This is a genomic window from Vibrio splendidus, from assembly GCF_003345295.1.
Classification (GTDB): domain Bacteria; phylum Pseudomonadota; class Gammaproteobacteria; order Enterobacterales; family Vibrionaceae; genus Vibrio; species Vibrio splendidus_K.
In genome coordinates, this window is the sequence record NZ_CP031055.1 from 2,202,170 (window position 1) to 2,226,724 (window position 24,555).

Consider the following 24,555-nt stretch of genomic DNA (forward strand, 5'->3'; position numbering starts at 1 on the left):
ATCCCTAAGATAAATATTGATATCGGCATAGGAATTGCTTAATTACCAAGCAGTTTTGATTAAGCAGACGAAGATATATTGTGCGAATAAAAAAACATCACCACGGTGATTAAATGCACAAGTTTTTCACACATCTGCCGATACTATATTTAAGGATAGGTAAGGAGAGCGATATGACGCCAGTAGGAACGAGTAACACTCAGCTGTATTCACCTTCGCAAATGAACGCACAAGCTAAAAGCATTGAAGCTGAAAAGCCTGCACCTCTTAAGGTTGAGCAAAACACCGTTAAGCTTTCCGATGAGGGCAAAGCCCTATTATCTGCCCTTAAAGAAATCGATAAAGAAGCCAAGAAAGTCGAAGCTGAAAACGCGACCGTTACTGATAAGGTTGAGTCATTTGCTCACGGCGCATTAGGTATGGATCACCCAGATAAAATTGAAGAAGAGGACGATGGTTCTTATTCAGCAGGGCAATACTTATCCGCAGCGGCAACGGTTGGTGGTATTCTTCTCGCTCTTATATAACCTTACTTTCCTTTACGGCATTCCTTTCACTGCACCACGTGCATTGTTTGCACAGCACTGCTTACATAGACCCTATTGCTCTGAGCCTCTTTCATTGCAAAAAATCGATTTGTCGTCACGACAACAGACCTGATTTGTCCTAAAAAACGAGTTCACGACATAATTCCGCTCTCATTTTAATGGAATAATACTCGTGAAAAACTCTTTTGCGCTTATTGATAAGCCAACCTTTTTTGGTGCGATAGCACTCCTACTCACGATCATCTTCCCGCTGATTATGTTCCCGACGCAAGGAGCAGACTGGATCGCGGTCGCTAAAACCTTTATGACAGACCAACTTGGTTTCTTGTACCTAGCGCTTGGACTCGCAGCTTGTGCCTTCATGGTTTACGTTGTGTTCAGTGATATGGGACAAATTAAACTGGGTGAAGCCGATGAAGAACCTGAATTTAAAACCGCTTCATGGGCAGCAATGCTTTTCTGTGGTGGTATCGGGGCAAGTATCTTGTACTGGGGCTGTATCGAGTGGGCTTACTACTACCAATCACCTCCTTTTCAACTAGAACCCGGCAGTGAAGAAGCCGTTCGTTGGGCTGCGACCTATGGTTTATTCCACTGGGGTCCAATTGCTTGGTCTATTTACCTAATCCCTGCGATTCCAATTGCCTACTTTTTCTATGTACGTAAACAACCTGTACTAAAAATTTCTAGTGCATTGATGCCAGTATTGGGTGAACACCATAGCCGCGGCGTTGCAGGTAAAGTTGTAGATATCCTATTCATATTTGGTCTATTAGGTGGCGCAGCAACAACGTTAGGTTTAGCAGCACCTCTTATTACTGAAGGTCTTAACCACTTATTCGGCCTACCAAAAAATAACGTCACTCAAGTTATGGTGCTTTTGGTTTGTACTGCGATATTCGCATACTCATCGTATGCGGGTTTGGAAAAAGGCATCAAGATCCTCAGTAACATCAACTTCTGGGGCGCAATGGGACTATTGATATTCGTCCTAATCGCTGGCCCAACGATTTTCATGCTTGAGACGGGTCTAGATTCGATTGGTCGCCTATTGTCTAACTTCTTTGTGATGGCAACGTGGGCAGAACCATTCGGCGGCTACGGTACGTTCGAAAATACGCATTTCCCACAAGATTGGACCATTTTCTACTGGGCATGGTGGCTAGTTTTTGCACCAAGCATGGGCCTGTTTGTTGCGCGCATCTCTCGCGGCAGAACCATTAAACAAATGGTGTCAGGCTCTATCTTCTTTGGTTCATTAGGCTGCTTCTTATTCTTCATGATTTTAGGTAACTACGGTTTATCCCTACAGTTATCTGGTGAGCTAGATGTCGTTGCAATCCTAAACGAAGAAGGCGCAACCAAAGCTATCTTCTCGATGCTGGCACAACTGCCAATGAGCACGTTAGTGATCGCCGTATTTACACTGTTGTGTATTATTTTTACTGCGACAACCTTTGACTCTATATCTTACATTTTAGCTTCTGTGGTTCAAAACAACGTGACCGAAGAGCCAATGCGTTGGAACCGTATGTTCTGGGCATTCACACTGTCGTTCTTACCAACGATTCTGATGTTCTTGGGCGGCCTAAGCACGCTTCAAACCGCTGCGATTGTTGGTGGCTTACCGCTACTGGCTATCTCTGTGATGTTGATGATCTCAGCCGTTCGTGCGACGAGCCTCGATTTGCGTCACCAAGAGAATTACATCGAGCCAACGATTAACATCGAAGAGCTGCCAGACATGGACCCATGGTCGGCAGAAGGTATGGCATTGGCACAGTTCGAGAAAGAGAAAGACGCAGCACAAGATGCAGCAGAACTTGAACGTGAGGCTTATAAAGCCCTTGCCGATGTGAAGAAAGAAATCCGCGCTTATGTTCTTGAACAGGGTGCACAAATGGAAACACATGAGCTTCCTGAAAACCTACAACAAGCACTTGAGCAGGCTGAAAACAACCTAAGCACAGCTCAAGCGAAAAAAGTTGAGTTATCAGAGCAAGCTCAGAAAGCTCGAGTCGCGTTCAATCAGGTGGTTGCAGAACTGCCACTTGCTTGACATTAGCCATGACACAGTCCATTTATTTGGACTCTCCTAAATACGACAAAGGCTCACAGAAATGTGAGCCTTTTTTTATGCCTTTCTAAAAACTTGAGTTATTGCTCAATTTCACATTGATGAAACAAATATGAAACGACTTTGACACAAATCGGTGTTCTAATCATCCCGCTTATATAAAAAGGGATAACTAATGAAGCACTTTATGAAACCAATTGTTACCGCAGTGGTAACCTCTACACTCTCATTCAACGTACTTTCAGCAGAAATCAAAAATGTCATTCTGATGATCGGCGACGGCATGGGACCTCAGCAAGTTGGCTTATTGGAAACCTACGCAAACCAAGCGCCAAATTCCATCTATAAAGGGAACAAAACGGCCATTTATCAACTTGCTCAAGAAGGGGTTATTGGTTCATCCCTAACGCATCCGGAAGACGCAATCGTAGTGGATTCAGCTTGCTCTGCGACCATGCTTGCAACGGGTATCTACAGCGGTTCAGAAGTGATCGGTATCGATTCACAGGGTAACCATGTTGAGACCGTACTTGAGAAAGCGAAAAAAGCAGGCAAAGCGACCGGCTTAGTGTCCGACACGCGCTTAACTCACGCGACCCCGGCTTCTTTCGCCGCTCACCAACCTCACCGATCTTTAGAGAATCAAATCGCATCCGATATGCTTGCAACTGGCGCTGATGTGATGCTATCTGGAGGGCTACGTCATTGGATTCCTAAATCGACCAACGACAAAGGTGAAACCTATAAGCAGCTTGAGCAACTGACTCAAGGTGATGTTTATCTCAAATCGAAGCGTAAAGACGACCGTAACCTGCTGACTGAAGCAGAGAAAGACGGCTACCAACTGGCGTTTAATCGCAACATGCTAGACGACGCTAAGGGCGATAAACTACTTGGCCTATTCGCCTACTCAGGCATGGATGATGGCATCGCTTACAGCAACAAGAAAAAGAGTGGCGAACGAACTCAGCCAAGCCTGAAAGAGATGACACAAAAAGCGCTCAACATCCTATCCAAAAATGAAGATGGCTTTTTCCTAATGGTCGAAGGTGGCCAAATCGACTGGGCGGGACACAGTAACGATGCAGGCACTATGCTGCATGAACTGCTCAAGTTTGATGAAGCGATCCAGACTGTGTATGAATGGGCAAAAAATCGTGAAGACACGATCGTGATTGTGACCGCAGACCACGAAACAGGCTCTTTCGGTTTCAGCTACTCTTCTAACGACCTACCAAAACCACAGAAACGTTCTGGCGAAGCCTTTGCTGATCGCGACTATGCACCCAACTTTAACTTTGGCGCATTCGACATTCTTGATGGTTTATACAATCAGAAGCAAAGCTACTACGGCATGATCAGCGAATTTCAGAAGCTAGATAAATCGCTGCAAACACCTGAAAAACTGGCTGAGATCGTCAACAAAAACAGTGAGTTCCCTATCACTGCTGAACAAGCGAAAAACGTATTAGCCAGTAAGCCGAATCCATACCGATTGGCTCAGCACAAATACTTGTCGGCAGAAGAAGTGCCTGCTATCAACGATTTCGATGCTTTCTTCCCATATAACGACCGTGGCAACCTACTTGCTCGTGAACAAGCAACAGGCCAAAACATCGTTTGGGGTACAGGCACACACACTCATACACCAGTGAACGTGTTTGCTTGGGGCCCTGCCGAGAAGATATTGCCAGTTTCAAAAATCATGCACCACTCAGAACTGGGTGAGTACATTAAACAACAAGTAAACTAGCCTGAATCTTTTTTGCTCGTTTCACTTAGCGCCCTTCGGGGCGTTTTTTGTTTTAATTTTTTAAATCTTTTAGTCTTTAAGTTAAGCAAGTAAGCAAGTAAGCAAGTAAGTTTTAAATTTAGGCAACGCCAAATAGCAAAACATCCGCTAAAGAGCGGCTGTTTTTATAATACTTAGCGATTCGGATGATTCAGAATGTGGTCTTCCCAATCGACAACATCGATTTCGTATACCACTTTGTTACGAACACTTTCACCTGCAGCATGCATCTCAGATTTAGAACCCGTAATCAATGGGTGCCACTCTGGAATCGGCTTAGATTCTGATAGAAGACGGTAAGCACAAGTGTCTGGTAACCAATGGAATTCATGAATCTTGTCACGAGTCAGCTTCAAACACTCTTCACCTGAAGTGAAGCGGTTCGGGTAGTCTTTACAAGAACATGTTTTGTCGTTTAACCAGCTGCACGCCACGTTGGTGTAGTAAACTTCATCGCTATCTTCATCCATTAGTTTATGCAGGCAACACTTACCACAACCGTCACACAGTGATTCCCACTCGTTCTCGGTCATTTGCTCTAGTGTCTTTTCTTGCCAAAATGGATTCGTCATAGGATTACTTCTTACTCTTTTACTGGGGTGCGTGTTATACCGCTAGCCCATAAAAAGTTCAAGGATAATAATTGTTCATTCTTTGATTCAATCAACAGCTGTCACTCTCATCATTTTTTGCTACTATCGCGCACCCTGTTATTTAGTGAGTTTAATTTGATGGAATGTCGCCTAGGTTGTGGAGCATGCTGTGTCGCTCCAAGTATTACATCTGCTATTCCTGGAATGCCAAATGGCAAGCCTGCTGGCGTGCGTTGCATTCAATTAAATGAGCAAAACCTCTGTAAGCTATTTGGTCAGTCTTCACGCCCCAAGGTGTGTCACCAATTTAAAGCTTGTCCTGTCATCTGTGGAAAAACAGATCAAGAAGCACTTGATAACCTTATTGAGCTCGAAGCAATAACCTAAGAATACTTTTCTTTTTATATATGCCCAAGATTTCACAACTTTGATAAATTTAAACTATCTTATTGATACTGGTAAAGATTAATAAGGATAGTTATGAATAAGTATATCGCAGAAATGTTCGGTACATTTTGGTTGGTGTTAGGTGGTTGTGGTAGTGCAGTCTTAGCCGCCGCTTTCCCCGATGTGGGAATTGGTCTACTCGGAGTTTCCCTCGCCTTTGGTTTAACCGTACTCACCATGGCCTTTGCTATTGGGCATATATCAGGTTGTCACCTCAACCCAGCTGTCACCATCGGTCTATGGAGTGGTGGTCGCTTTGATGGCAAAGATGTTGCGCCTTACATTATTGCCCAAGTGATTGGCGGTATTATCGCGGGTGGTGTGTTATTTGTCATAGCTTCCGGCCAAGCAGGTTTTGACGTTGTCTCATCAGGCTTTGCTTCAAATGGTTATGGTGAACACTCTCCAGGCGGCTATTCACTTACCGCTGCACTCGTGTGTGAGGTCGTCATGACCATGGTGTTCCTGTTCGTGATCATGGGCGCAACCGATTCAAAAGCACCGGCTGGATTTGCACCTATCGCGATTGGTCTTTGTTTAACCTTGATCCACCTTATCAGTATCCCCGTCACTAATACCTCTGTGAATCCTGCTCGAAGTACTGGCGTAGCTGTGTTTGTCGGCGATTGGGCTGTTTCGCAATTATGGCTATTCTGGATTGCACCGATTATTGGTGCCGTGATTGGCGCTGCGATTTACAAAGCCGTGCGTGGCTCTGATTAATCGTTTGAAAAGGTTTTAGAGTAAACGCGTTTCAGAATAGAGCTTTATAACAAAAAAAGAAAAAGCCGCTTAGTGATTATTCACCAAGCGGCTTTTTTAGATCTTATGACGACCGAGTAAGGAGTGCGAAAGCGTGGTGCCATCCACCAGCTCTAGCTCACCACCGACGGGAACACCATGGGCGATACGGCTAGCGTTCACTTCATGGGCATTACATAGCTCAGCAATGTAATGCGCTGTTGCTTCCCCTTCTACTGTCGGGTTAGTCGCTAGAATTACTTCAGTGATATCACCACGACGTAAACGGTAATCCAAAACATCGAGACCGATATCACTTGGACCGATACCATCAAGTGGTGAAAGATGCCCCATAAGCACAAAGTAACGACCTGAATATTGGCCAGTTGCTTCAATGGCTGCAATATCTGCAGGGCTCTCTACTACACAAATTTGACCATTTTCCTGACGTTTAGGATTGGTACAAATGTGGCAAGTATCTTCTTCAGTAAAAGTACGGCACTCATTACAATGACCAATTTCGGTCATTGCTTGGCTAAGAGCTTCAGCCAACTGTAGGCCGCCTTTTCTATCGCGCTGTAACAAATGAAAGGCCATACGCTGCGCCGACTTGGGGCCAACCCCAGGTAGACAACGTAAGGCCTCCATCAAATGCTCCAGCATATGACTGGTACGCATATTTAACCGTTCTAACTTTAAATAACGGCTTATTCAAGAACAAGCCGTTGGAAGAGACAAGTCTCTTATAAATAAGTCGCTTAGAAAGGCATTTTCATACCTGGTGGAAGTTGCATCCCACCAGTTACGCCAGCCATTTTCTCTTTTTGAGTCTCTTCAACACGACGAGCTGCATCGTTGAAAGCGGCTGCGATAAGATCTTCAAGCATCTCTTTATCGTCTTCCATTAGGCTTTCATCGATATCAACGCGACGAACACTGTGACTACCAGTAATCGTAATTTTTACAAGGCCAGCACCTGACTCACCTGTAACTTCCATATTTGCGATTTCTTCTTGAAGCTTTTGCATGCGTTCTTGCATTTGCTGGGCTTGCTTCATCATGTTGCCCATACCGCCTTTACCAAACATGTTATTACTCTCTGGTCTAATTGGTTTATTAAAATCATTTAAGCTACTAAGGGCTTAAATGGGGGTTAAAACACTGTGATTCAACCCCACGAGTTCAGTTCTCTGATTTGCTTTCCAAGGATGATATACCCATCACTAAATGAAAGGCATATCGATATTGGAGGAACACTATATTGGACGAACGCTGTCTCTATCCAACTCGGCAGCAAAACGTCTTTCGATAAACTGTACGTTGGCATCGTTTTCCAAACTGGTAAACGCGTCTTTCAACTTGCTTTGATACAATCTTTCTCGCAGTTCTAGCGGTGTTTCTCCACCATCACCAATTTCAACACTCAAATGACACTCTTCTCCAAGCACAGTATTGAGAGACTGTAATAGCTCACTCTGTGCGCGATCCGTATTCAAGTGAGCCTGGCTCGCTCTTAACGTTAAGGTGATTGATGTGTCAATCTTAGTAAATACTGAGTTCAATGCTAACTGTTCAACAAGCTTAGCCGTCTCTAGCTTTTGAATCGTGGCGGACCATTCATCTTGAACAATCGACTCTTGAAGCAATTTATCGACCATTTCTGGTGTCTTAATATGCTCTAACGCACGCTTGATCTGAGTAGGTGTAAGCTCTTTGCTCACCTCTTTCACTACAGGTTTAGACGGTTTCCAGCGATAAGGTTCATTATCGTTGGTCACATTTTCTGTCGAAGAGGCTGATAAAGAAGCTGGCGACACCCGCTCAGAACCACCGTGTTGCAGAGCAACTCGGTCAAGAACTGAAGTTTTAGCTGGTGTCGCTTTAGCCTTTTTTGGCGCTGAACCTTTGTTATCTGTTGCTGCACCACCTCTACGTTGAGAACGCAATTGGTGACGTAAACCACTCACAGGCGAAGTTGCACGCGCTGGTTGCTCCTGCGAAGCTGGTGAAACAGAAGGTGCAACGGGAGCAACATTTGGCTGCTCTTGATTCTGGTAATTCGTTTGCTGAGTCATGGGACTCACCGGCTGCTCCGCACCGTAGCTAGGACGTTCATCATAAGCAGGTGGAGCGTCATACTGACTGTGCGGGTAATCCTGTTCTGGATAACCTTGGTTGCCTGAATGACCAGCGTAACCTTGTGAATCTGAATATTGGTTCTGATTCTGCGGCGGTTGCTGTTGCACAGGCTGCTGAATAGGAGCTTGCTGAGGCAATTGAGGCTGTGAAACCGCTGGAGCCTGAGCTGACTGTCTCGGAGTTGCCATTGGCGCAGCTTGACTCACTGGCTGAGCAACACTCTGAACCGGATTCTGAGCTGCAGGAGCAGGCGCTGGGCTAGTCGACTCAGTCGAGATAGCCGTAGCAACAGTTTGTTCAGCAGGTCTGAATGCCAACATACGCAGAACCACCATCTCAATACCAACACGAGCGGTTGGCGATAATGGCAAGTCTTGACGCCCTTTCAGCACTATCTGGTAGTAGAGTTGGATATCTTGTGGGCTTAACGCTTTGCTCAACAGTTCTAGCCTTTCAGCGTCAGGCTGAGCCTTGTCTAAAGTAGACGGCAGAGCTTGATACATCGCCAATCGGTGTAATTGAGTCGCAAGTTGACTCAGCAATCCATCCCACTCAACGCCATTTTCAGCAAGAGCTTGAATGCAAGCCATCGCTAATTGTGGTTGTTTACTGCTAATCGCTTCAAGTAGATGAATCGCTTGGTCTGTATCCAGCGTTCCAAGCATGTGAGCAACAGTGTCTGTCACTACATTGCCATTACCTAATGCGATAGCTTGGTCTGTTAGGCTAAGAGCGTCACGCATACTGCCATCAGCGGCATGAGCAATCATTCCAAGCGCACGAGATTCAGACGTCACATTTTCTTGTTCAAGAATATGATCGAGTTGCTCGTGGATATTATCAACGCTAATCGGCTTAAGATGGAATTGCAGACAACGCGACAATATAGTCACAGGAAGCTTTTGCGGATCCGTCGTTGCGAGCAAGAACTTCACATACTCAGGCGGCTCTTCTAAGGTCTTTAGAAGCGCGTTAAAACTGTGCCTAGACAGCATGTGTACTTCATCGATTAGGTAAACCTTGAAGCGACCACGTGCAGGCTTGTACTGAACATTGTCCAGAAGCTCGCGGGTATCTTCTACCTTAGTACGTGAGGCAGCATCGATCTCGAGCAGGTCAACAAAACGACCTTCATCGATCTCTTTACAGGTTGCACACTCACCACAAGGAGTTGAAGTAATGCCTGTTTCACAGTTGAGTCCCTTCGCAAACAAACGGCCGATGGTCGTTTTACCGACACCTCGTGTACCGCTGAATAGGTAAGCGTGATGCAACCTATTTTGGCTAAGGGCATTCTCTAATGCTGTTAAAACATGGGCTTGACCAACCACTTCTTTGAATTTGGTTGGTCGCCATTTTCGCGCTAACGCAAGATAGCTCATGAATAATTCCGAAAAGGATTAGTGACCGTCGAATTCGCAGATGCTAAACACTTCTAGACCTAAGCCTTGTAAGCGCTTGTCACCACCGATTTCTGGAAGGTTAATAACAAATGCAGCGTGTTCTACCACACCACCAAGCTGACGAATCAGCTTTGTTGTCGCTTCAATCGTACCGCCTGTTGCTAGCAAGTCATCAACCATCAGCACTTTATCGCCTTCAACGATCGCATCGGTATGGATTTCTAGCGTATCAGTGCCGTACTCAAGCTCATAAGATTGTGCCACAGTTTGACGAGGCAACTTACCCGGTTTACGAACAGGGATAAAGCCGACACCTAGCTCAAGAGCAAGAGGCGCACCAAATAGGAAACCACGAGCTTCAGTACCAACGATCTTAGTAAAGCCCATACCCTTGTATGTGTCCACCAACAGGTCAATTGTCGCTTTGTAAGCGGCAGGATCTTCCATCAAGCTTGTTACGTCACGGAACAAAATACCCGCTTTAGGGTAATCAGGAATGCTTTTGATGCTTGCTTTGATCAGAGAGATTTTTTCTGTGTTCATAATCTTATGCACTTCATTAGGCCGCTTTCCAAACTCTCGTAACGAATCAAACATCAACGCTCGGAATTAAGGAAAGGTACGATTGGTATTCATTGCAACAAGAGTCATAACTCTGATTGCTGAAATAATAAACGCCCGCTATACAAGCAGGCACACTGGCTTAATGGTAGTGATTTTCTTTGCTGTCAGCAACCAACTCATGGGTTGGAAGTCGCATAAACCATGTGAGAAGAATAACAAGTACACAAATTAGGAAAACCTTGACCCAAATGAGCGGGGCAAAGTAGATCGATAACGCAAAACTCAACAAGATAAAGAACACGCCACGCGTTTTAACTTGCTTGGTAACGGCACCGTGTTGATACCAATTGTTCAACAAGGGACCCAGCGTTTTATGCTCATGCATCCATTTGTGAACTTTGGGGTTGCTTCGCATGAAACATGCACTGGCAAGAAGGAGAAAAGGCGTGGTTGGCAGAACGGGTAAAACGATCCCTAGAACTGCAAGAATGATACAAAGGCCACCAGCAATATTGAGGCTTAAAACTCGAACGCTAATTGTGGCCTCCTTGAGTTAGCTATCACCAATCGGCGATGATAGCTTCACTAGAATGTTGCGTAACCATTAAATACTCGGATCAACGTAAGGGTTGCTGGTAGTAATGGAATCGCTAAAAATGCGGCTAAAAATCCTAAAAAATAGAATACATTAAACGGGTCTTGAAAGTCTTTGTTATCTGCCATGATTGCTTCTTGTTTTTGTTAGTAAAGGTAAGTATCTGGCGAACCAAACCCGCTTTGCTAAATCGACATTTAACAAAAAAGGCATAGCCACACCATTTGCGCAACTATACCTTAATCAATTATTCACAAAAACCGAGGAAATATAGGGTTAATCAGTGGACCCTTGGCGTATGTCTAAACTAAAACTGGCCGATCCAAGCAGGCTCAATGATAGCTGGCAGCCTTGTTCAATCGGAAGATCCCGTGTAATGAAGTTCTTCTTACAGTTCTCACCCAAGCGCTCGCCCGCCGCAATATGTTGATTCAATTCGCCATTCGACCATTGTCCATCTAAACCCGCAGGTAGAATAGAGATAGTTCCCACAGCAAGATCAGCAACACCAAACAAAGCATTCACAGGGGTCGAACATTTAGAGCAACGAATCCCCTTCTCCAAAATTTCCGCAATATCTTTGAGATCAACGTTAAAATCTTTTCTATTTCTGATGTAATCGTGGAATAACGCTCTCACCAACAATGTGGCCGCTGAGCCGCCGTTATCAGAAGACGACGAATCGACGAGGTAGAAAGCAAACTGCCCGTTCATCATCCACGCATAATCAAACACAAGCGGCATCATTTCTGTTGATTGCAGTAAACGGTAGCTGCAACGCCATGAGCCTTGTCGAGTGTCTTTCTCTGGAAGCAGCGCATGCAATAAGTCTCTTGCAGCACTCGGGTTATCTTGCAGGTAGTTTAGATGCCAATGCAGCTCTTGGTCTTCTGGGATCTCGCCACCGTCATCAACGCAGAACCATTGGCTTGAAAAATCTCGTTGGTCTGAAATGTTATCGAACGAATCTGTCAATGTATTCGCAATCGCACTGCCTAAGTGACCGTGATCCTCTAGAGGTTTCGCTAAAAAGTCTTTGATACCAAATCGTAATGCTTTCGCCACATCAGACATATCATCAGTGCCAGACACAACGATCATAGGCAGTGACGGATACTCTAAACTGAGCTCTTCTACAAGCTCAATGCCATCCAGTATCGGCATTGATAAGTCACACACAATTAAATCTGGCGCTGAGTCTCTAAGCTTTTGCAGAGCGTCCAGCCCATTTTCAGCCTCAACCACTTTATAACCAATCTTGTCTAAGTACGCGCTGGTTATCCGGCGAAAAATAGGATCATCATCAACCAACATAACGCATTTTTGATTGAGAACTTCCTGAGCCGAGGTCATAACTGGCTGACTGTGAGTTTTGTACATAATCTCTAACCTCACAAAACTAAGTCGAATTATTATTGTTATCTGATCTAAGAACTAATATAAAACTTAGTAATAAATTACTAAATACACAAATGTTCACTCTTTACTGGTAATTCGTGACAAGGGTTGGAATACTGGTAAATAGTGCAACGAGTTGACGTAACGCAAACATTGATCTCAATATTACGTATAAATTAGATGAGATTGTAAACAAATGTGTCTGGATTTATGAAATTAGATGATTTAAACCTCTTTCGACTTGTCGTTGAAAATGGGAGCTACACCGCAACATCGCGCAAGACTATGATTCCGGTTGCGACCATTACACGACGCATCCAAGCCCTAGAAGACTCTTTGAACCTAAGGCTTCTCAATAGACACGCGCGTAAACTCTCTTTAACAGAGGCTGGCGAACGTTTTTTCAATGAATGCTCACCGTTACTACAACGTCTATCTTCTACTGCAGAAGAACTCACTGACGTGTGTAAGGGTGCTTCCGGTAAGATTCGTATTACAGCGCCCTCAAACCTGACCAAGCGCATGATGATGCCGATGTTCAGTGAATTCATGACTCAATACCCTGATATCAATATTGAGCTGATGATGAACAACCAAGCTGATCAGCTTGATCCAACCGAGTGGGATGTCATTTTCAGAGTCGGCCCGCAGCGTGATTCAAGCTTAATCGCAAGAAAGATCAGTGAAGTGAAGGATATTCTTATCGCGAGTCCTGACTACTTAGCGAAGAACCCGGCACCAAGTCATGCAGAAGAGCTCGCGAATCATTCGCTACTTAAAGGCTATCCGCTGATTAAGTGGCAGCTGAGTAATTCGAATGAAGAGACGGTGGTGAATAGCGAGAAAGGTCGTTTCAATGCGAATGCGCTTAATGTCGTAAGACAAGCCTGTTCAGAAGGCCTAGGTATCACCCTAATGCCTGACGTGATGATCCGTGAATACATTGAAGATGGCAGCTTAGTGCAAGTCTTAGAAGACTGGAGTGCTAACCCTCGTGATATTTACATGCTTTATAACCACAAAGACCACCTGCCAGAGAAAGTTAGACTGTTTATTGATTTTGTGATCGCATACCACATTCATTAGAGTCACCCCTTCTCCACAAAAAAAAAACCAGAGCCGATGCTCTGGTTTTTTATTACTCATTTTTTATGAGTACACTAAGCGCCTTCGTTATGTAACTCTAGGTTCGCGAGATCTTGTTGGATCTCACGCTCAACCTTTGAATCGTCATTACGTAAAGAGTCTAGGAAATCTAGGTACGCTTGGTCGATATCGCCCGTTACATACTCGCCGTTGAATACAGATGTATCAAAACGAGAGATGTCTTGATTACCCATACCTACCGCCGAGATTAAATCTGGTAGCGTTTGGAAAATCAAAGCATCGGCACCAATCTGCTTGCAAATCGTTTCGTTGTCACGGCCATGAGCAATAAGCTCCGTAGCGCTCGGCATATCGATGCCGTAAACATTCGGGAAACGAACCTCAGGAGCAGCAGAAACCATGAAGACTTTGCTTGCGCCAGAATCACGAGCCATCTCAATGATCTGCTCTGATGTTGTGCCACGAACAATAGAATCATCAACCAATAGAACGTTCTTACCTTTAAACTCAGAACGAATTGCGTTGAGCTTACGGCGAACCGACTTCTTACGCTGTTGCTGACCCGGCATGATAAACGTGCGGCCAACATAGCGGTTTTTCACGAAACCTTGACGATATGGCTTATTGATCGCTTGAGCAATTCGTAGCGCAATATCATTCGATGTTTCAGGGATTGGAATTACCACGTCAATGTCTAGGTCTGCGTACTCTTCTTTAATACGCTTGCCTAACATCTCACCCATCTCAACGCGTGCGCTGTAAACCGAAATTTTATCGATGAATGAATCAGGACGAGCAAAATAAACAAACTCGAAAATACATGGGTTTAATTGTGGGTTATCTGCGCATTGTTTAGTGAAAAGCTCACCATTGAATGTTGCGTAGATAGCTTCACCAGGGGCAACATCACGCATAAAATCAAAACCAACAGCGTCTAACGCTACCGATTCAGACGCAACCATGTACTCTGTTTTACCGTTAATTTCACGCTTACCAAGACACAGTGGACGAATACCATGTGGGTCACGGAATGCGATCATACCGTGGCCGATGATCATCGCTGTCACTGCGTAAGCACCACGAATAGTACGGTGCACGTTTGCAACGGCGCGGAACACATCTTCTGAAGTCACATTACCTTTAACAGTATCGATTTCATGAGCCAATACGTTCAGTAGAACTTCAGAATCAGAGGTTGTGTTGACATGACGACGGTCTTTTTCGAACAACTTCTCACGAACTTCACTTGCATTCGTTAGGTTGCCGTTGTGCGCCAACGTGATACCAAAAGGAGAGTTTACGTAGAAAGGCTGCGCTTCAGAAGCACTCGAGCTTCCCGCTGTAGGATAACGAACATGACCAATACCCACGTTACCTTGGAGGCGTTGCATGTGTTTTGCTTCAAAAACATCTTTAACTAAACCGTTCGCCTTACGCAGACGGAAACGATTGCTTTCTATGGTACAAATACCAGCGGCATCTTGGCCACGATGCTGCAATACCGTTAAAGCGTCATAAATAGACTGGTTTACAGGTGTTGAACCCACGATTCCAACAATACCACACATGTCCTAATCCTCGATTTTCGACATTAACTGGCGCTAAAGCGCGCCAGATAAGAAACTAGATGTTGCTTGTAAATGCTCAAAGAACGGCGCAATGATTCGGCTAAACTCCGGAACCAACTGCGAATTCTCCCACCACTCAGAACTTGGGAATGCAGTAAACGCATCCATGAAAAACAACACTGCAGAGACAATCAGAACACCACGTAAGCCGCCAAAGACGACACCGAGGATTCTGTCTGTACCCGACAGGCCTGTTTTCTGAACTAGCTGACCGATGACATAGTTAACTAAGGCACCGACAACTAACGTTGCAACAAATAATGCTGCTATCGCAGTTCCGTTTCGAAACATCTCATCTTCGATATTGGTGAAGTACATGGCTAATTTAGCGTAGTACTGGCTAGCAATAAAAAATGCTCCAAACCAAATAACAAGTGATAACGCTTCTTTAGCGAAACCGCGAACTAAACTGATCACGGCAGAGAAGCCGATCACGCCTAAAATGACAAAATCTAACCAATTCATGAATTCTTCATCTTAAGTTGGCGCGCATTTTAACAGAAAAAATGCTGACGCAAACGTTTTCTTATGGATTTAACGGTTTAAATTTGAGCAATTGGCCTTTTGAACCCGTAATTTTTTCTAATTCCTTAATTTGTCGCTCAAGTTTGGATTTAGAGACATCCGGGCCAATAATTACTCGCGTAAACGTTTTTTCTTGCTTGGTGTGAGCTTGGTAACCACGCTTTTGTAAATCCTTAACAACGTTTTTTGCGTTGTCAGCATTCTTCAAAGCCATCAATTGAATAATCCAAGCACTGTCTTGGTATTCATTTTTTTCCGGTACGGGCTTAACCACCACTGCCACTTTATCCGCATCTTTGTTACTGGAAGCCGACGCAGTTTGCTTATCTGAATTATCAACACCACTTTCAACCACTCGCTCAACCGGAGAGTCCGGCAGTGCAATCTGATCTTCAACAGGGTCGAGTACTTCAAAAACTTCTACATTACTATCAAGCTCTGGCTTAATCGGAATGCTTGCAAACTCTTCTTTATAGTGGAGCTTCTTACCATCCAGCACATCGGGCAATACAATCACACCAATGGCCACTAAAATGATGGTACCGACTAATCGGCTTTGGAATTTACTTGCCATTTAGTTTCCTTTTTTCTGCCAATGCTCCAATACTTCACCCACAGTATGGAAAGAACCGACCACCAGTACAACATCGTCACCTTTAACAGAAGCTAAAGCCGCTTCAAACGCTGCTACAGGGTTTGAATGCTGCTCTACGCCTTGAGGTAGGCTTTGACACAATTCAGCAGCTGTTGCGGCTCGTGGGCCGTTCAGCGAAGCTGGGTACCAATGTGTTGTGATTGGTGCTAATACTTCCAATGTCGCAGGGATATCTTTGTCATGAAGCATGGCGACTACAACGTGTAAATTTTTGCCTGCATATTTCTTCGTTACTTGCTGCGCAAAGTATTCAGCCGAATGCGGGTTGTGCGCAACATCAAGCACAATCACGGGTTGTTCGCTAATTTGCTGCATACGCCCAGGAAGCTGTGCGTTCTTCATGCCATTAACGACGTTCACATCGCTAATGCTAAGTTCTGAAGTACCTAATGCCATCAATGCTGTTGCTGCGTTAGGTAGCGGCAGGCTTGGAATAGGCAATGATTCTAGTTGGAATGCACCACTGCGCCAATTCCACGTATCGCCGTCTACATCATAGGTGTATTGGATACCCACCTGATAGAACTCAGCCTTAATGTCATCAGCGTGAGCAGCAACCGTAGCTGGTGGTTTAGGTTGACCACAGATAGCTGGCTTACCGCTACGATAAATACCGGCTTTCTCAAAACCAATCACATTGATGTCATCACCTAGCCAATCAACATGGTCGACAGCCAAACTGGTAATCACAGAAACATCATGCTCAACGATATTCGTCGCATCTAGGCGTCCACCTAGACCCACTTCTAATAACACAACATCAACCGCTTCAGTTTGAAACGCACGTAACGCAGCTAAAGTCCCATATTCGAAAAAACTAAGGCTGATCTCGCCGCGCTCTTTCTCAATGAAATTGAAAGACTGAACCATCTTTTCATCGGATAGATCTTGGCCGTTAATACGAACACGTTCGTTATAGCGAATTAAGTGAGGAGAACTGTAGACACCAACTGAGTAACCAGCATCCAACAGAATAGCTTCCATTAGTGCACACGTTGAGCCTTTGCCATTGGTTCCGGCAACAGTAATAACGTGTTGAGCAGGTTTGGTGAGGTTTGCCTTAGAGGCGACGGCCTGAACTCGGTCTAATCCAAGATCAATAGCGCTTGTGTGGATGTTTGATAAATAATCAAGCCACATCTCCAAAGAGGATGTGGCTTGAGGAATAGGTTGTTGACTCATCTAACTCATAACCATGATTAAGTAGGTTTGTTAGAAGGTACTTTACCCTTTTTCTGGCGCTTCTGGTACTTCATAAGTAGCTTCATTCGGTGAATCGTTCACAGAAACTACTAATGGTGAAGGCTGGTTGGTCATTTTAGCAACAAGGCTTGCAACGCGCTGACGCATCTCACGACGGTCAACGATCATGTCGATAGCGCCGTGGTCGAGTAGGAACTCACTGCGTTGGAAACCTTCAGGAAGGTCTTCACGTACAGTTTGTTCGATTACACGACGTCCAGCAAAACCGATAAGCGCTTTTGGCTCACCGATGTTGATATCGCCAAGCATTGCCAAACTCGCAGAAACACCACCCATTGTTGGATCAGTCATGACTGAAACAAACGGTAGGCCTTTCGCAGATAAACGCTCTAGAGCAGCACTGGTTTTTGCCATTTGCATTAGAGACATCAATGCCTCTTGCATACGAGCACCACCACTTGCAGAGAAACAAACTAAACCACAGTTGTTCTCAATAGCCGCATCTACCGCTTTCACAAAACGAGCACCAACAACGGAGCCCATTGAACCACCCATAAATGAGAATTCAAAAGCACACGCTACGATTGGTAAACCTAGTAGTTCACCTTTCATTGCGATCAACGCGTCAGTTTCACCACTGTTCTTTTGAGCAGTAGAGATACGTTCTTTGTAACGCTTAGAATCTTTAAACTTCAGTTTGTCTTGTGGCTCAAGATCAGCACCTAGTTCAACGCGCTCACCTTTGTCTAGGAATGTATCCAGACGGCGACGTGCCTTCATGCGCATGTGATGGTCACATTTTGGACACACTTCTAGGTTACGCTCTAGTTCAGCATGGTAAAGAACCTGCTCACAAGAAGTACATTTAGTCCAAACACCCTCAGGGATAGACGCCTTACGAGATGTTACGATGTTGCTTTTTTCTAAAATCTTTTCAAGCCAACTCATGGAAGACCTTTTTGTTTCGATTCTTACGCTTGATTGCGAAAGAAATAAATTTGGGAATTATGCGTGGGAATTAAAGCACATAAAACAGCGACTGTAGATAAAAAACTGGTTGTACCTATTTTCTGGCACTATTTTACGCACGAAAGCGTAATGTTTTTTGAACCTAAGTCTCACATTTAGTTCAAATTATCCGGTAAAAACAGAGGTCCAATTGGCTCTCGTGGTAACTCAAAATGTTCAGGATAATCAACATCTACCAGATACAAGCCTTCCGCTTTGGCGGTTGCGCCAGCCACTTTTCGATCTTTAGCCTCTAAAAGCCACTGGATCCACTCTGGTTTTTGCTCACCTTTACCTACTGCAATTAGGCTACCCGTAATATTCCTCACCATGTGGTGAACAAACGCATTCGCTTTAATATCGATCACTATGTAGTGTCCATGACGAGTCACGTTTAAGTGAATCATGTTTCTCCATGGACTACGAGATTGACAATGTGTCGCTCTGAATGAAGTGAAGTCGTTCTCGCCTAACAAGTACTGACCCGCTTCATGCATCTTTTTCTCATCAAGGTGACCATGGTAATGGCTCACGCCTGAATTCAGAATGCCAGGACGTAGTGCATGATTAAAGATAATGTAGCGATAACGGCGTGCAGTTGCAGAAAAACGAGCGTGGAAATCCTCATTCACTTCTGTCGCCCAACGAACCGCAATATCTTTTGGCATGTTGGCATTCGCGCCCATTGTCCAAGCAACCATTTTACGATCAACATTAGTTTCAAAGTGAACGACTTGTCCCGTACCGTGAACACCGGCATCTGTACGACCTGCGCACATAACCTCTACAGGGTGATTCGCGACAACTGAAAGAGCCTTTTCCAATTCTTCTTGGACACTTTTCACGTCTCGTTGGCGCTGCCAACCAAAGTAGTGGGTACCGTTATATTCAATACCTAAAGCAATTTTCATGTTTTTGTTCTCTTTGAAAATGGGCAAGAAGTATATACGGAAATGAGTGCTAGCCCAAATAGGATGGGGCTAAAACTGCAATAAACAATCACTACCGCCCTAGACGATGATTTTAAGAAGCCAAATAAAACAAAGGCGCTTGGGCTCACCCAAACATAAAGGGTAGCCAACTCTACCCTTTATGATTTTTTTAAATTTATCGACCGTTTAAGGTATCGATAAGATTCTTTGCCTCTCGACGAATATCATCGCTCCCGTCAACTATCGCCTCTTCTAGAAGCTTAATTGCACCTTGCGAATCACTCATCTCGATATAGATTTTAGCCAAATCGAGCTTGCCAGCAGCTTCTGCATTGTTGTCGACATCATAGTTGCCGATATCACCGATAACATCAGGGAATTCATTGAGACCAACATCCAGCTTCAACTCTTCATCATCTGGATTAATGGCTTCTTCGCCTTCTTGCTCTACTTGAGCCATCAGTTCGTCAATCGTCATGTATTGCTTATCACGACTGTTACCTGACTCTGTAAGGTTATCTTGTTGACCCCAATTCTCTTCTTTAATTTTAGGTTCAGCTTGTTTTTCAGCCGATGCCCAAATCTCTTGTTGATCGTCAGGAACACCATTGTGCATGCTTGATTGCTGCTCTGGAGCTAAGTTAAAGCCTTTCCAATCTTCACCGCCAACTTCGAGCATCGCATCGATATCGAGCCCCGCACTGTCAATCGAAGTTGCATCTAATGGCTTCTCAAACATATTGTCGACTGAGTCTTGTACATCTTCTGAAAGCAACTCAGCCAATGCTGTTTCATCAAAATCGTCAAAGCCTTCTAGTGGTTCGTCTAGAACCGCTGTAGGTGCTGAGTTTGATTCTAAAGGCGTTGAATTTAATCCTGAAGATGAACTCGGTGAATCATCTGGTTGTGCGAACGCTGCCAGTTCAGGTTCTTCTGCATCTGAGAACCCTGCTTCGCCCGAGAAACCCTCTGTATCGGAGAAGTCGTCAGCGTGACTAAAGCTTTGCGGGTTTGAGAACAAATCATGCAGCGCATCTTGCTCTTCACCTTGCGGACTAAAAGAAGTCAGTGGTGTCGGCTTCTCTGCAAACGCATCTGAGATGGCTTCGTCTTCACCGTATTCAGGCAAATCAAGCTCATCGAACTCGACGCCTTCTTCTTCCGCTACTGGCTCTGCGCTGCTTTGCTCAATATCATCTAAAACAGAGTCTGCTTTTGCGCTTTCTTCGTCATATTCAGGAAGGTCAAGATCATCGAACTCAAACTTTTCTGCCTCAGGAGCGAGATCTTGCTCTAATTGAGCTTCATCAGGCTCACTAACGACTTCCGCCAATGCATCTTCTTCACCAAACTCTGGCAGTTCGAAGTCATCAAACGAGAACTCGTCTTCTTGTCCTAGAACTTCAGCTTGCGGTGCCGTTTCTGCTTGAGGCGCAACGTCTGCTTGTGGCTCAGATGTTAATTGTGGTTCTAATACTGATTGAGGTTCAGCGTCTAGTTGAGAATCAACAGCAGGAACAACTGGTTCTGGTATTACTTCAACATCAGCTTCAGCATCGGCTTCTGCCAACGCGTCTTCTTCATTAAACTCAGGAAGTTCGAAGTCATCAAACGAGAACTCTTCTTCGCTGTCTTGTCCTAGAACTTCAGCTTGTTCCGTAGCGTCAACTTGCGGTGCCGTTTCTGCTTGAGGTTCAGCGTCTAGTTGAGGTTCAACAGCAGGAGTAACTGGGTCTGGTATTACTTCAACATCAGCTTCAGCGTCCGCTTCCGCCAACGCATCTTCTTTAGCTGTATCGTCTCCAATCAGCCAATCATTGTCTTCTGGTACACCGAACTCATTTGGAATGATTTCTGGCATATGTGCAGCACGGACTGGCTCTGGCTCTGGCTCTGGCTCTGGCTCTGGCTCTGGCTCTGGCTCTGGCTCTGGCTCTGGCTCTGGCTCTGGCTCTGGCAAGGATTCAACGATATTTTCAAGTTCATCGCTACCTTGAATTTTCGGTTCAAAGTCAAAATCAGAGTCTATATTCGCAGGAGATTCAACATCATCAATGGCTTCGGCTAACCAATCTTCTACCGTTTCTTCATCGTCTTCAGAGATATCATTTAAAGACGCTGGCGAAGCTTGATCTTCAGTACTCGCAGCGATGTCTTCACGCTGATGTTGTACGTCGGCTTCTTTCGGTTCTAATTCTTGTTGCTCAGTGTCTTCTTGAGTCGGCTCTTCAAAAACTGGTTTGTCAAAGTCAGAATTCTCAGAGAGCAACGAGTCAATATCCAGTTCATCATCTTTAACAGACGACACCGCTTCTTCTGGTGATAATTCATGACTATCAGAAAGGTCCGTTTGTTCTGGCTCCAAAGCACTTTCGATTGATACTTCAGCTGGCTCTTCAGTAGCTTGCAACGAATCGCTGTCATCAGAAGTCATCAACTCATCAATCAATGCTTCATCTGTTGTTTCTAGTGCGTCATCAAGCAACGCATCCGTTGCAGGCGCTACACCAAACAAGTCATCGATAAAGTCATCACGATTAAAGGCTTCATCATTTTCTGGCTTAACATCAGCACCGTCTTGAATCAGTTCTGAATCTAATGAAGCATCACCAACAAGTTCAGGTTGTGGTGTTTCAGTAATGTCCGCTATTTGCTCAGGCTCGACTTCAGAAGGCTCTGACGTTAATTGAGTATGTTCAACCTCTGAATCCTTGATAAGGTCGTCGCTGGCTTTATCAGAACCAAAGGCAGCATCTAGCTCTTTATCAAACGTCTGCTCTTCTGATTCAAGCTCGTCTTCAATGCCACTTGTCAGTAAATCATCAAACGGGTCTAAAGATTCCGATTTTGGCGAATCGGCTTGGTCCGCTGAAAGCGCATCATCCGATAGTTCACTATCAAGGAAATCATCAAGTAAGTCGGTGCTCTCTGCGTCGAGTTCGAAATCATCATCAGAATCTCCGATTAATTCATCCAGAGTTTCCGTGCTGTCTTCTGCAATGTTTAGCTCATCATCAGTCGATAAACCAGAAAGCTCTTCAAGTTCAGATAAGGCATCAAAACCTAAAGGCTCACTTTCAGGATCATCATCCGATTCATCGCCCAGCATTTCATCAAGGAGTTCGGTCGAGTTGCTTAGGTCAACGTCATCCCCTTCCAACCGCTCATCAAGTAGATCAACGCTGTCTTGAGTCTCTTCATCAACGATTGGCTTATCAAACTGAGACAGGATGTTTTCGATATCATCATCAGACGCCAAACCATTGTTTAGGTTCGTCGCTATCTCATCGTCGCTATCGAGGTTGAAAGGATCATTCGCTTGCTCGTTCTGAGCGGCAACCTGAGCAAAGATGTCATCAATATCATCCTCTACACTAGGAGCTGCAGATTGAGTGGTCTGTTGTTCAGAGATCAGAGCATCAATATCAAAGTCGTCATTGCTTATGTCCGAAGGCGTAGAATCGCTTTGTTGTTCTGAGATAAGCGCATCGATATCAAAATCATCGGTTATTGATGTGTCGGCACTAGAAGTAGAATCATTTTGCTCTTCCGAAATCAAAGCATCGATGTCGAAGCTATCATCATCTTCGTCATCAAGAGAAAACAGGTCATCTAATAGTGACTGGTCTAATTCGTTAGAGCCTAGATCTTCAGTCTCGGATTCTTTAGATAGCAGTGCTTCAATGTCATCAGCAGACATTGCGTTATCATCTGAGAGATCAAAATCGACTTCATCGGTATCAAGTGCGCTTTCTGCGCTTTTATCGAGCGCGCGCTCCATCTCTTCAAGACCAAGCGCTTTCTCTTCACCATTAACACTGATGCCGTTGCTGCTGTCCAACTCCAGATCATCAAAGTTAGTGTCTAAATCACCATTTTCGCCAATGCTCGCAAATGGGTCATCATCTTCACCGTCGAGATTGAAATCGAGATCAGATTCATCCAATCCTGCAAATACATCATCTTCTTCAGCAAGAGCTTGGTCGTCAAACAACTTATTGGCATCGTCTTCAGTGCCAAACAAGTCATCGTCTAAAGACAGCTCGTTAAGGTCGTCCATCTCGTCGCCCAATGTAATAGGCGCGATGCTGCTTGGTTCAGGCTGAATCGTTTGTTCTTGAGTGGTTTGCTGTTGTTCTTCATTTTTAGAACGACGGCCTATCAGCATCACTATGATCAAGCCAAGTAGAAGACCCGGAATAATCGCAAGAGCCGCAACTAACCAACCATTAGATAACAGTTCATCCATGGCACTTGGGGCCATTTTTTCAATTTCGGCGTTCTTTCTACGCTCTTCATCAAGCAGCTTTTCCACTTCGCTACGAATGCGGTCTTCATCACTGAGTTCTGTTTTTAGCTCATCCACTTCCAATTGAACATTCGACAGCATCAAACGAAGTTGATGGTTTTTTTCTTCAAGTGACAGTAACTCAGTTTCTGAAAGCTCTAACTGCTTCTCAAGGTGGTTCATTTCCTTGGCACCGGTTAGCGGCTTGCTACTCACTATCTCTTGATTACCAATTATCGATTTATCGACAACTTTAGGTTCGCTAACCTTGTCTTTGGATTGTGTAGTTTTAGGCGCCACATCTGGTCGACTTGGCGCTTGCGCTACTTTAAGTTTTGAATCGGTAGGCTTTGCCGCAGGAGCATCAAGCTTAGCAAGGTGCGAGTTCATGATGTTGATAGCTTGCTGCGTCGAACTGGCTCGCGCTTGCTCTAAAGAAGGCACGCGTAAATTACTGGCAGGCAGCAGGCTATGGATATTCTGATTTTCAAACGCTTGTGGGTTTAAGCGATAAATCGCCAACAACGTTTGTTGGACTGAAACGGAGTTATCAGGGCGTAACCTTGAAGCAATAGACCATAGCGTTTCTGAGCTACGAGTTGGACCATAGAAACGTGAAGGCTCAGAGCTATTCAATTGCGCTCTTTGAAGAGGTTCTGAAAACGTAGGCGCTGATTGTATCTGGCCATTAGGCCCTACAACTCGAATGGAATCTGCACGAACAACGGAAATCTGAGTCGCAATGATAAAGGCAAAAGGCATTAACCACGGCTTGAAAATTTGAAACATAAAAGGCTCAGCTAGGTGCTTAAATTCGGAAAAGTGATGATCTATTAAATATATCGGATAAATGACGTAAAACTATAGAGATGAAAACAAAAAATGTGTTGCAGCAACAATATTCGCAGCAAT

At 44.6% G+C, this 24,555-nt stretch carries 20 protein-coding genes; 6 read left to right on the forward strand and 14 right to left on the reverse strand.

Annotated elements, in window-relative coordinates:
• Positions 1 to 173 precede the first annotated feature (173 nt).
• From DUN60_RS09600 to DUN60_RS09610, 3 genes are all read left to right on the forward strand, one after another.
• Positions 174 to 527: a hypothetical protein gene (locus tag DUN60_RS09600; RefSeq protein WP_102449379.1), complete on the forward strand. Its 354-nt coding sequence runs from the start codon at positions 174 to 176 to the stop codon at positions 525 to 527.
• Positions 528 to 720: 193 nt separating this feature from the next.
• Positions 721 to 2,607, forward strand: coding sequence for a BCCT family transporter (locus DUN60_RS09605; protein WP_114633843.1), 1,887 nt, complete (start codon positions 721 to 723; stop codon positions 2,605 to 2,607).
• Positions 2,608 to 2,800: 193 nt separating this feature from the next.
• Positions 2,801 to 4,378 (forward strand): alkaline phosphatase, encoded by a 1,578-nt coding sequence (locus DUN60_RS09610; protein ID WP_114633844.1) that lies wholly within the window; start codon positions 2,801 to 2,803, stop codon positions 4,376 to 4,378.
• Positions 4,379 to 4,551: 173 nt separating this feature from the next.
• On the opposite strand, the gene DUN60_RS09615 is transcribed toward DUN60_RS09610, so the two are convergent.
• The gene (locus DUN60_RS09615) at positions 4,552 to 4,989 is read right to left on the reverse strand and encodes a YcgN family cysteine cluster protein (RefSeq protein ID WP_017067609.1); all 438 of its coding nucleotides are present in this window, start codon (positions 4,987 to 4,989) and stop codon (positions 4,552 to 4,554) included.
• Positions 4,990 to 5,148: 159 nt separating this feature from the next.
• Between DUN60_RS09615 and DUN60_RS09620 the strand changes: the two genes are divergently transcribed.
• Both DUN60_RS09620 and aqpZ read left to right on the forward strand, forming a co-directional pair.
• Positions 5,149 to 5,397, forward strand: coding sequence for a YkgJ family cysteine cluster protein (locus DUN60_RS09620; protein ID WP_017106172.1), 249 nt, complete (start codon positions 5,149 to 5,151; stop codon positions 5,395 to 5,397).
• Between the two features lie 93 nt (positions 5,398 to 5,490).
• Positions 5,491 to 6,180 (forward strand): aquaporin Z, encoded by a 690-nt coding sequence (gene aqpZ, locus DUN60_RS09625; protein WP_004734154.1) that lies wholly within the window; start codon positions 5,491 to 5,493, stop codon positions 6,178 to 6,180.
• A gap of 96 nt (positions 6,181 to 6,276) precedes the next feature.
• On the opposite strand, the gene recR is transcribed toward aqpZ, so the two are convergent.
• The 6 genes from recR to DUN60_RS09655 form a co-directional block, all read right to left on the reverse strand.
• Positions 6,277 to 6,876, reverse strand: coding sequence for a recombination mediator RecR (gene recR / locus DUN60_RS09630; protein WP_017079504.1), 600 nt, complete (start codon positions 6,874 to 6,876; stop codon positions 6,277 to 6,279).
• 80 nt (positions 6,877 to 6,956) lie between these two features.
• On the reverse strand, positions 6,957 to 7,286 hold the full coding sequence (locus tag DUN60_RS09635) for a YbaB/EbfC family nucleoid-associated protein (RefSeq protein WP_004734156.1): 330 nt from the start codon (positions 7,284 to 7,286) through the stop codon (positions 6,957 to 6,959).
• Between the two features lie 168 nt (positions 7,287 to 7,454).
• Positions 7,455 to 9,719 (reverse strand): DNA polymerase III subunit gamma/tau, encoded by a 2,265-nt coding sequence (gene dnaX / locus DUN60_RS09640; protein WP_114633845.1) that lies wholly within the window; start codon positions 9,717 to 9,719, stop codon positions 7,455 to 7,457.
• A gap of 18 nt (positions 9,720 to 9,737) precedes the next feature.
• The gene (gene apt / locus DUN60_RS09645) at positions 9,738 to 10,283 is read right to left on the reverse strand and encodes an adenine phosphoribosyltransferase (protein ID WP_004734171.1); all 546 of its coding nucleotides are present in this window, start codon (positions 10,281 to 10,283) and stop codon (positions 9,738 to 9,740) included.
• 160 nt (positions 10,284 to 10,443) lie between these two features.
• A complete protein-coding gene (locus tag DUN60_RS09650; RefSeq protein WP_065204975.1) occupies positions 10,444 to 10,815 on the reverse strand; it encodes a YbaN family protein in 372 nt (123 codons plus the stop codon).
• 360 nt (positions 10,816 to 11,175) lie between these two features.
• A complete protein-coding gene (locus tag DUN60_RS09655) occupies positions 11,176 to 12,279 on the reverse strand; it encodes a response regulator (RefSeq protein WP_114633846.1) in 1,104 nt (367 codons plus the stop codon).
• Positions 12,280 to 12,507: 228 nt separating this feature from the next.
• On the opposite strand from DUN60_RS09655, the gene DUN60_RS09660 reads away from it, so the two are divergent.
• Positions 12,508 to 13,383, forward strand: coding sequence for a LysR family transcriptional regulator (locus DUN60_RS09660; RefSeq protein WP_004734167.1), 876 nt, complete (start codon positions 12,508 to 12,510; stop codon positions 13,381 to 13,383).
• Between the two features lie 74 nt (positions 13,384 to 13,457).
• Here the strand turns inward: DUN60_RS09660 and purF are convergent, their stop codons facing one another.
• From purF to DUN60_RS09700, 7 genes are all read right to left on the reverse strand, one after another.
• Positions 13,458 to 14,972 (reverse strand): amidophosphoribosyltransferase, encoded by a 1,515-nt coding sequence (purF, locus tag DUN60_RS09665; RefSeq protein WP_004734166.1) that lies wholly within the window; start codon positions 14,970 to 14,972, stop codon positions 13,458 to 13,460.
• Positions 14,973 to 15,005: 33 nt separating this feature from the next.
• Positions 15,006 to 15,497 carry a CvpA family protein gene (locus DUN60_RS09670; protein ID WP_004734165.1) on the reverse strand — a complete coding sequence of 164 codons (492 nt, stop codon included), beginning with the start codon at positions 15,495 to 15,497 and terminating at the stop codon, positions 15,006 to 15,008.
• Between the two features lie 61 nt (positions 15,498 to 15,558).
• Positions 15,559 to 16,131 carry an SPOR domain-containing protein gene (locus DUN60_RS09675; protein ID WP_114633847.1) on the reverse strand — a complete coding sequence of 191 codons (573 nt, stop codon included), beginning with the start codon at positions 16,129 to 16,131 and terminating at the stop codon, positions 15,559 to 15,561.
• Positions 16,132 to 17,394, reverse strand: a complete 1,263-nt coding sequence (gene folC / locus DUN60_RS09680; RefSeq protein WP_102512599.1) for a bifunctional tetrahydrofolate synthase/dihydrofolate synthase — start codon at positions 17,392 to 17,394, stop codon at positions 16,132 to 16,134.
• A gap of 42 nt (positions 17,395 to 17,436) precedes the next feature.
• On the reverse strand, positions 17,437 to 18,363 hold the full coding sequence (gene accD, locus DUN60_RS09685; RefSeq protein ID WP_004734162.1) for an acetyl-CoA carboxylase, carboxyltransferase subunit beta: 927 nt from the start codon (positions 18,361 to 18,363) through the stop codon (positions 17,437 to 17,439).
• A gap of 176 nt (positions 18,364 to 18,539) precedes the next feature.
• Entirely contained in the window at positions 18,540 to 19,334 is a 795-nt protein-coding gene (gene truA / locus DUN60_RS09695) for a tRNA pseudouridine(38-40) synthase TruA (RefSeq protein ID WP_004734161.1), read from the reverse strand.
• Positions 19,335 to 19,530: 196 nt separating this feature from the next.
• Positions 19,531 to 24,432 (reverse strand): FimV/HubP family polar landmark protein, encoded by a 4,902-nt coding sequence (locus DUN60_RS09700; RefSeq protein WP_114633848.1) that lies wholly within the window; start codon positions 24,430 to 24,432, stop codon positions 19,531 to 19,533.
• Between the last annotated feature and the right edge of the window lie 123 nt (positions 24,433 to 24,555).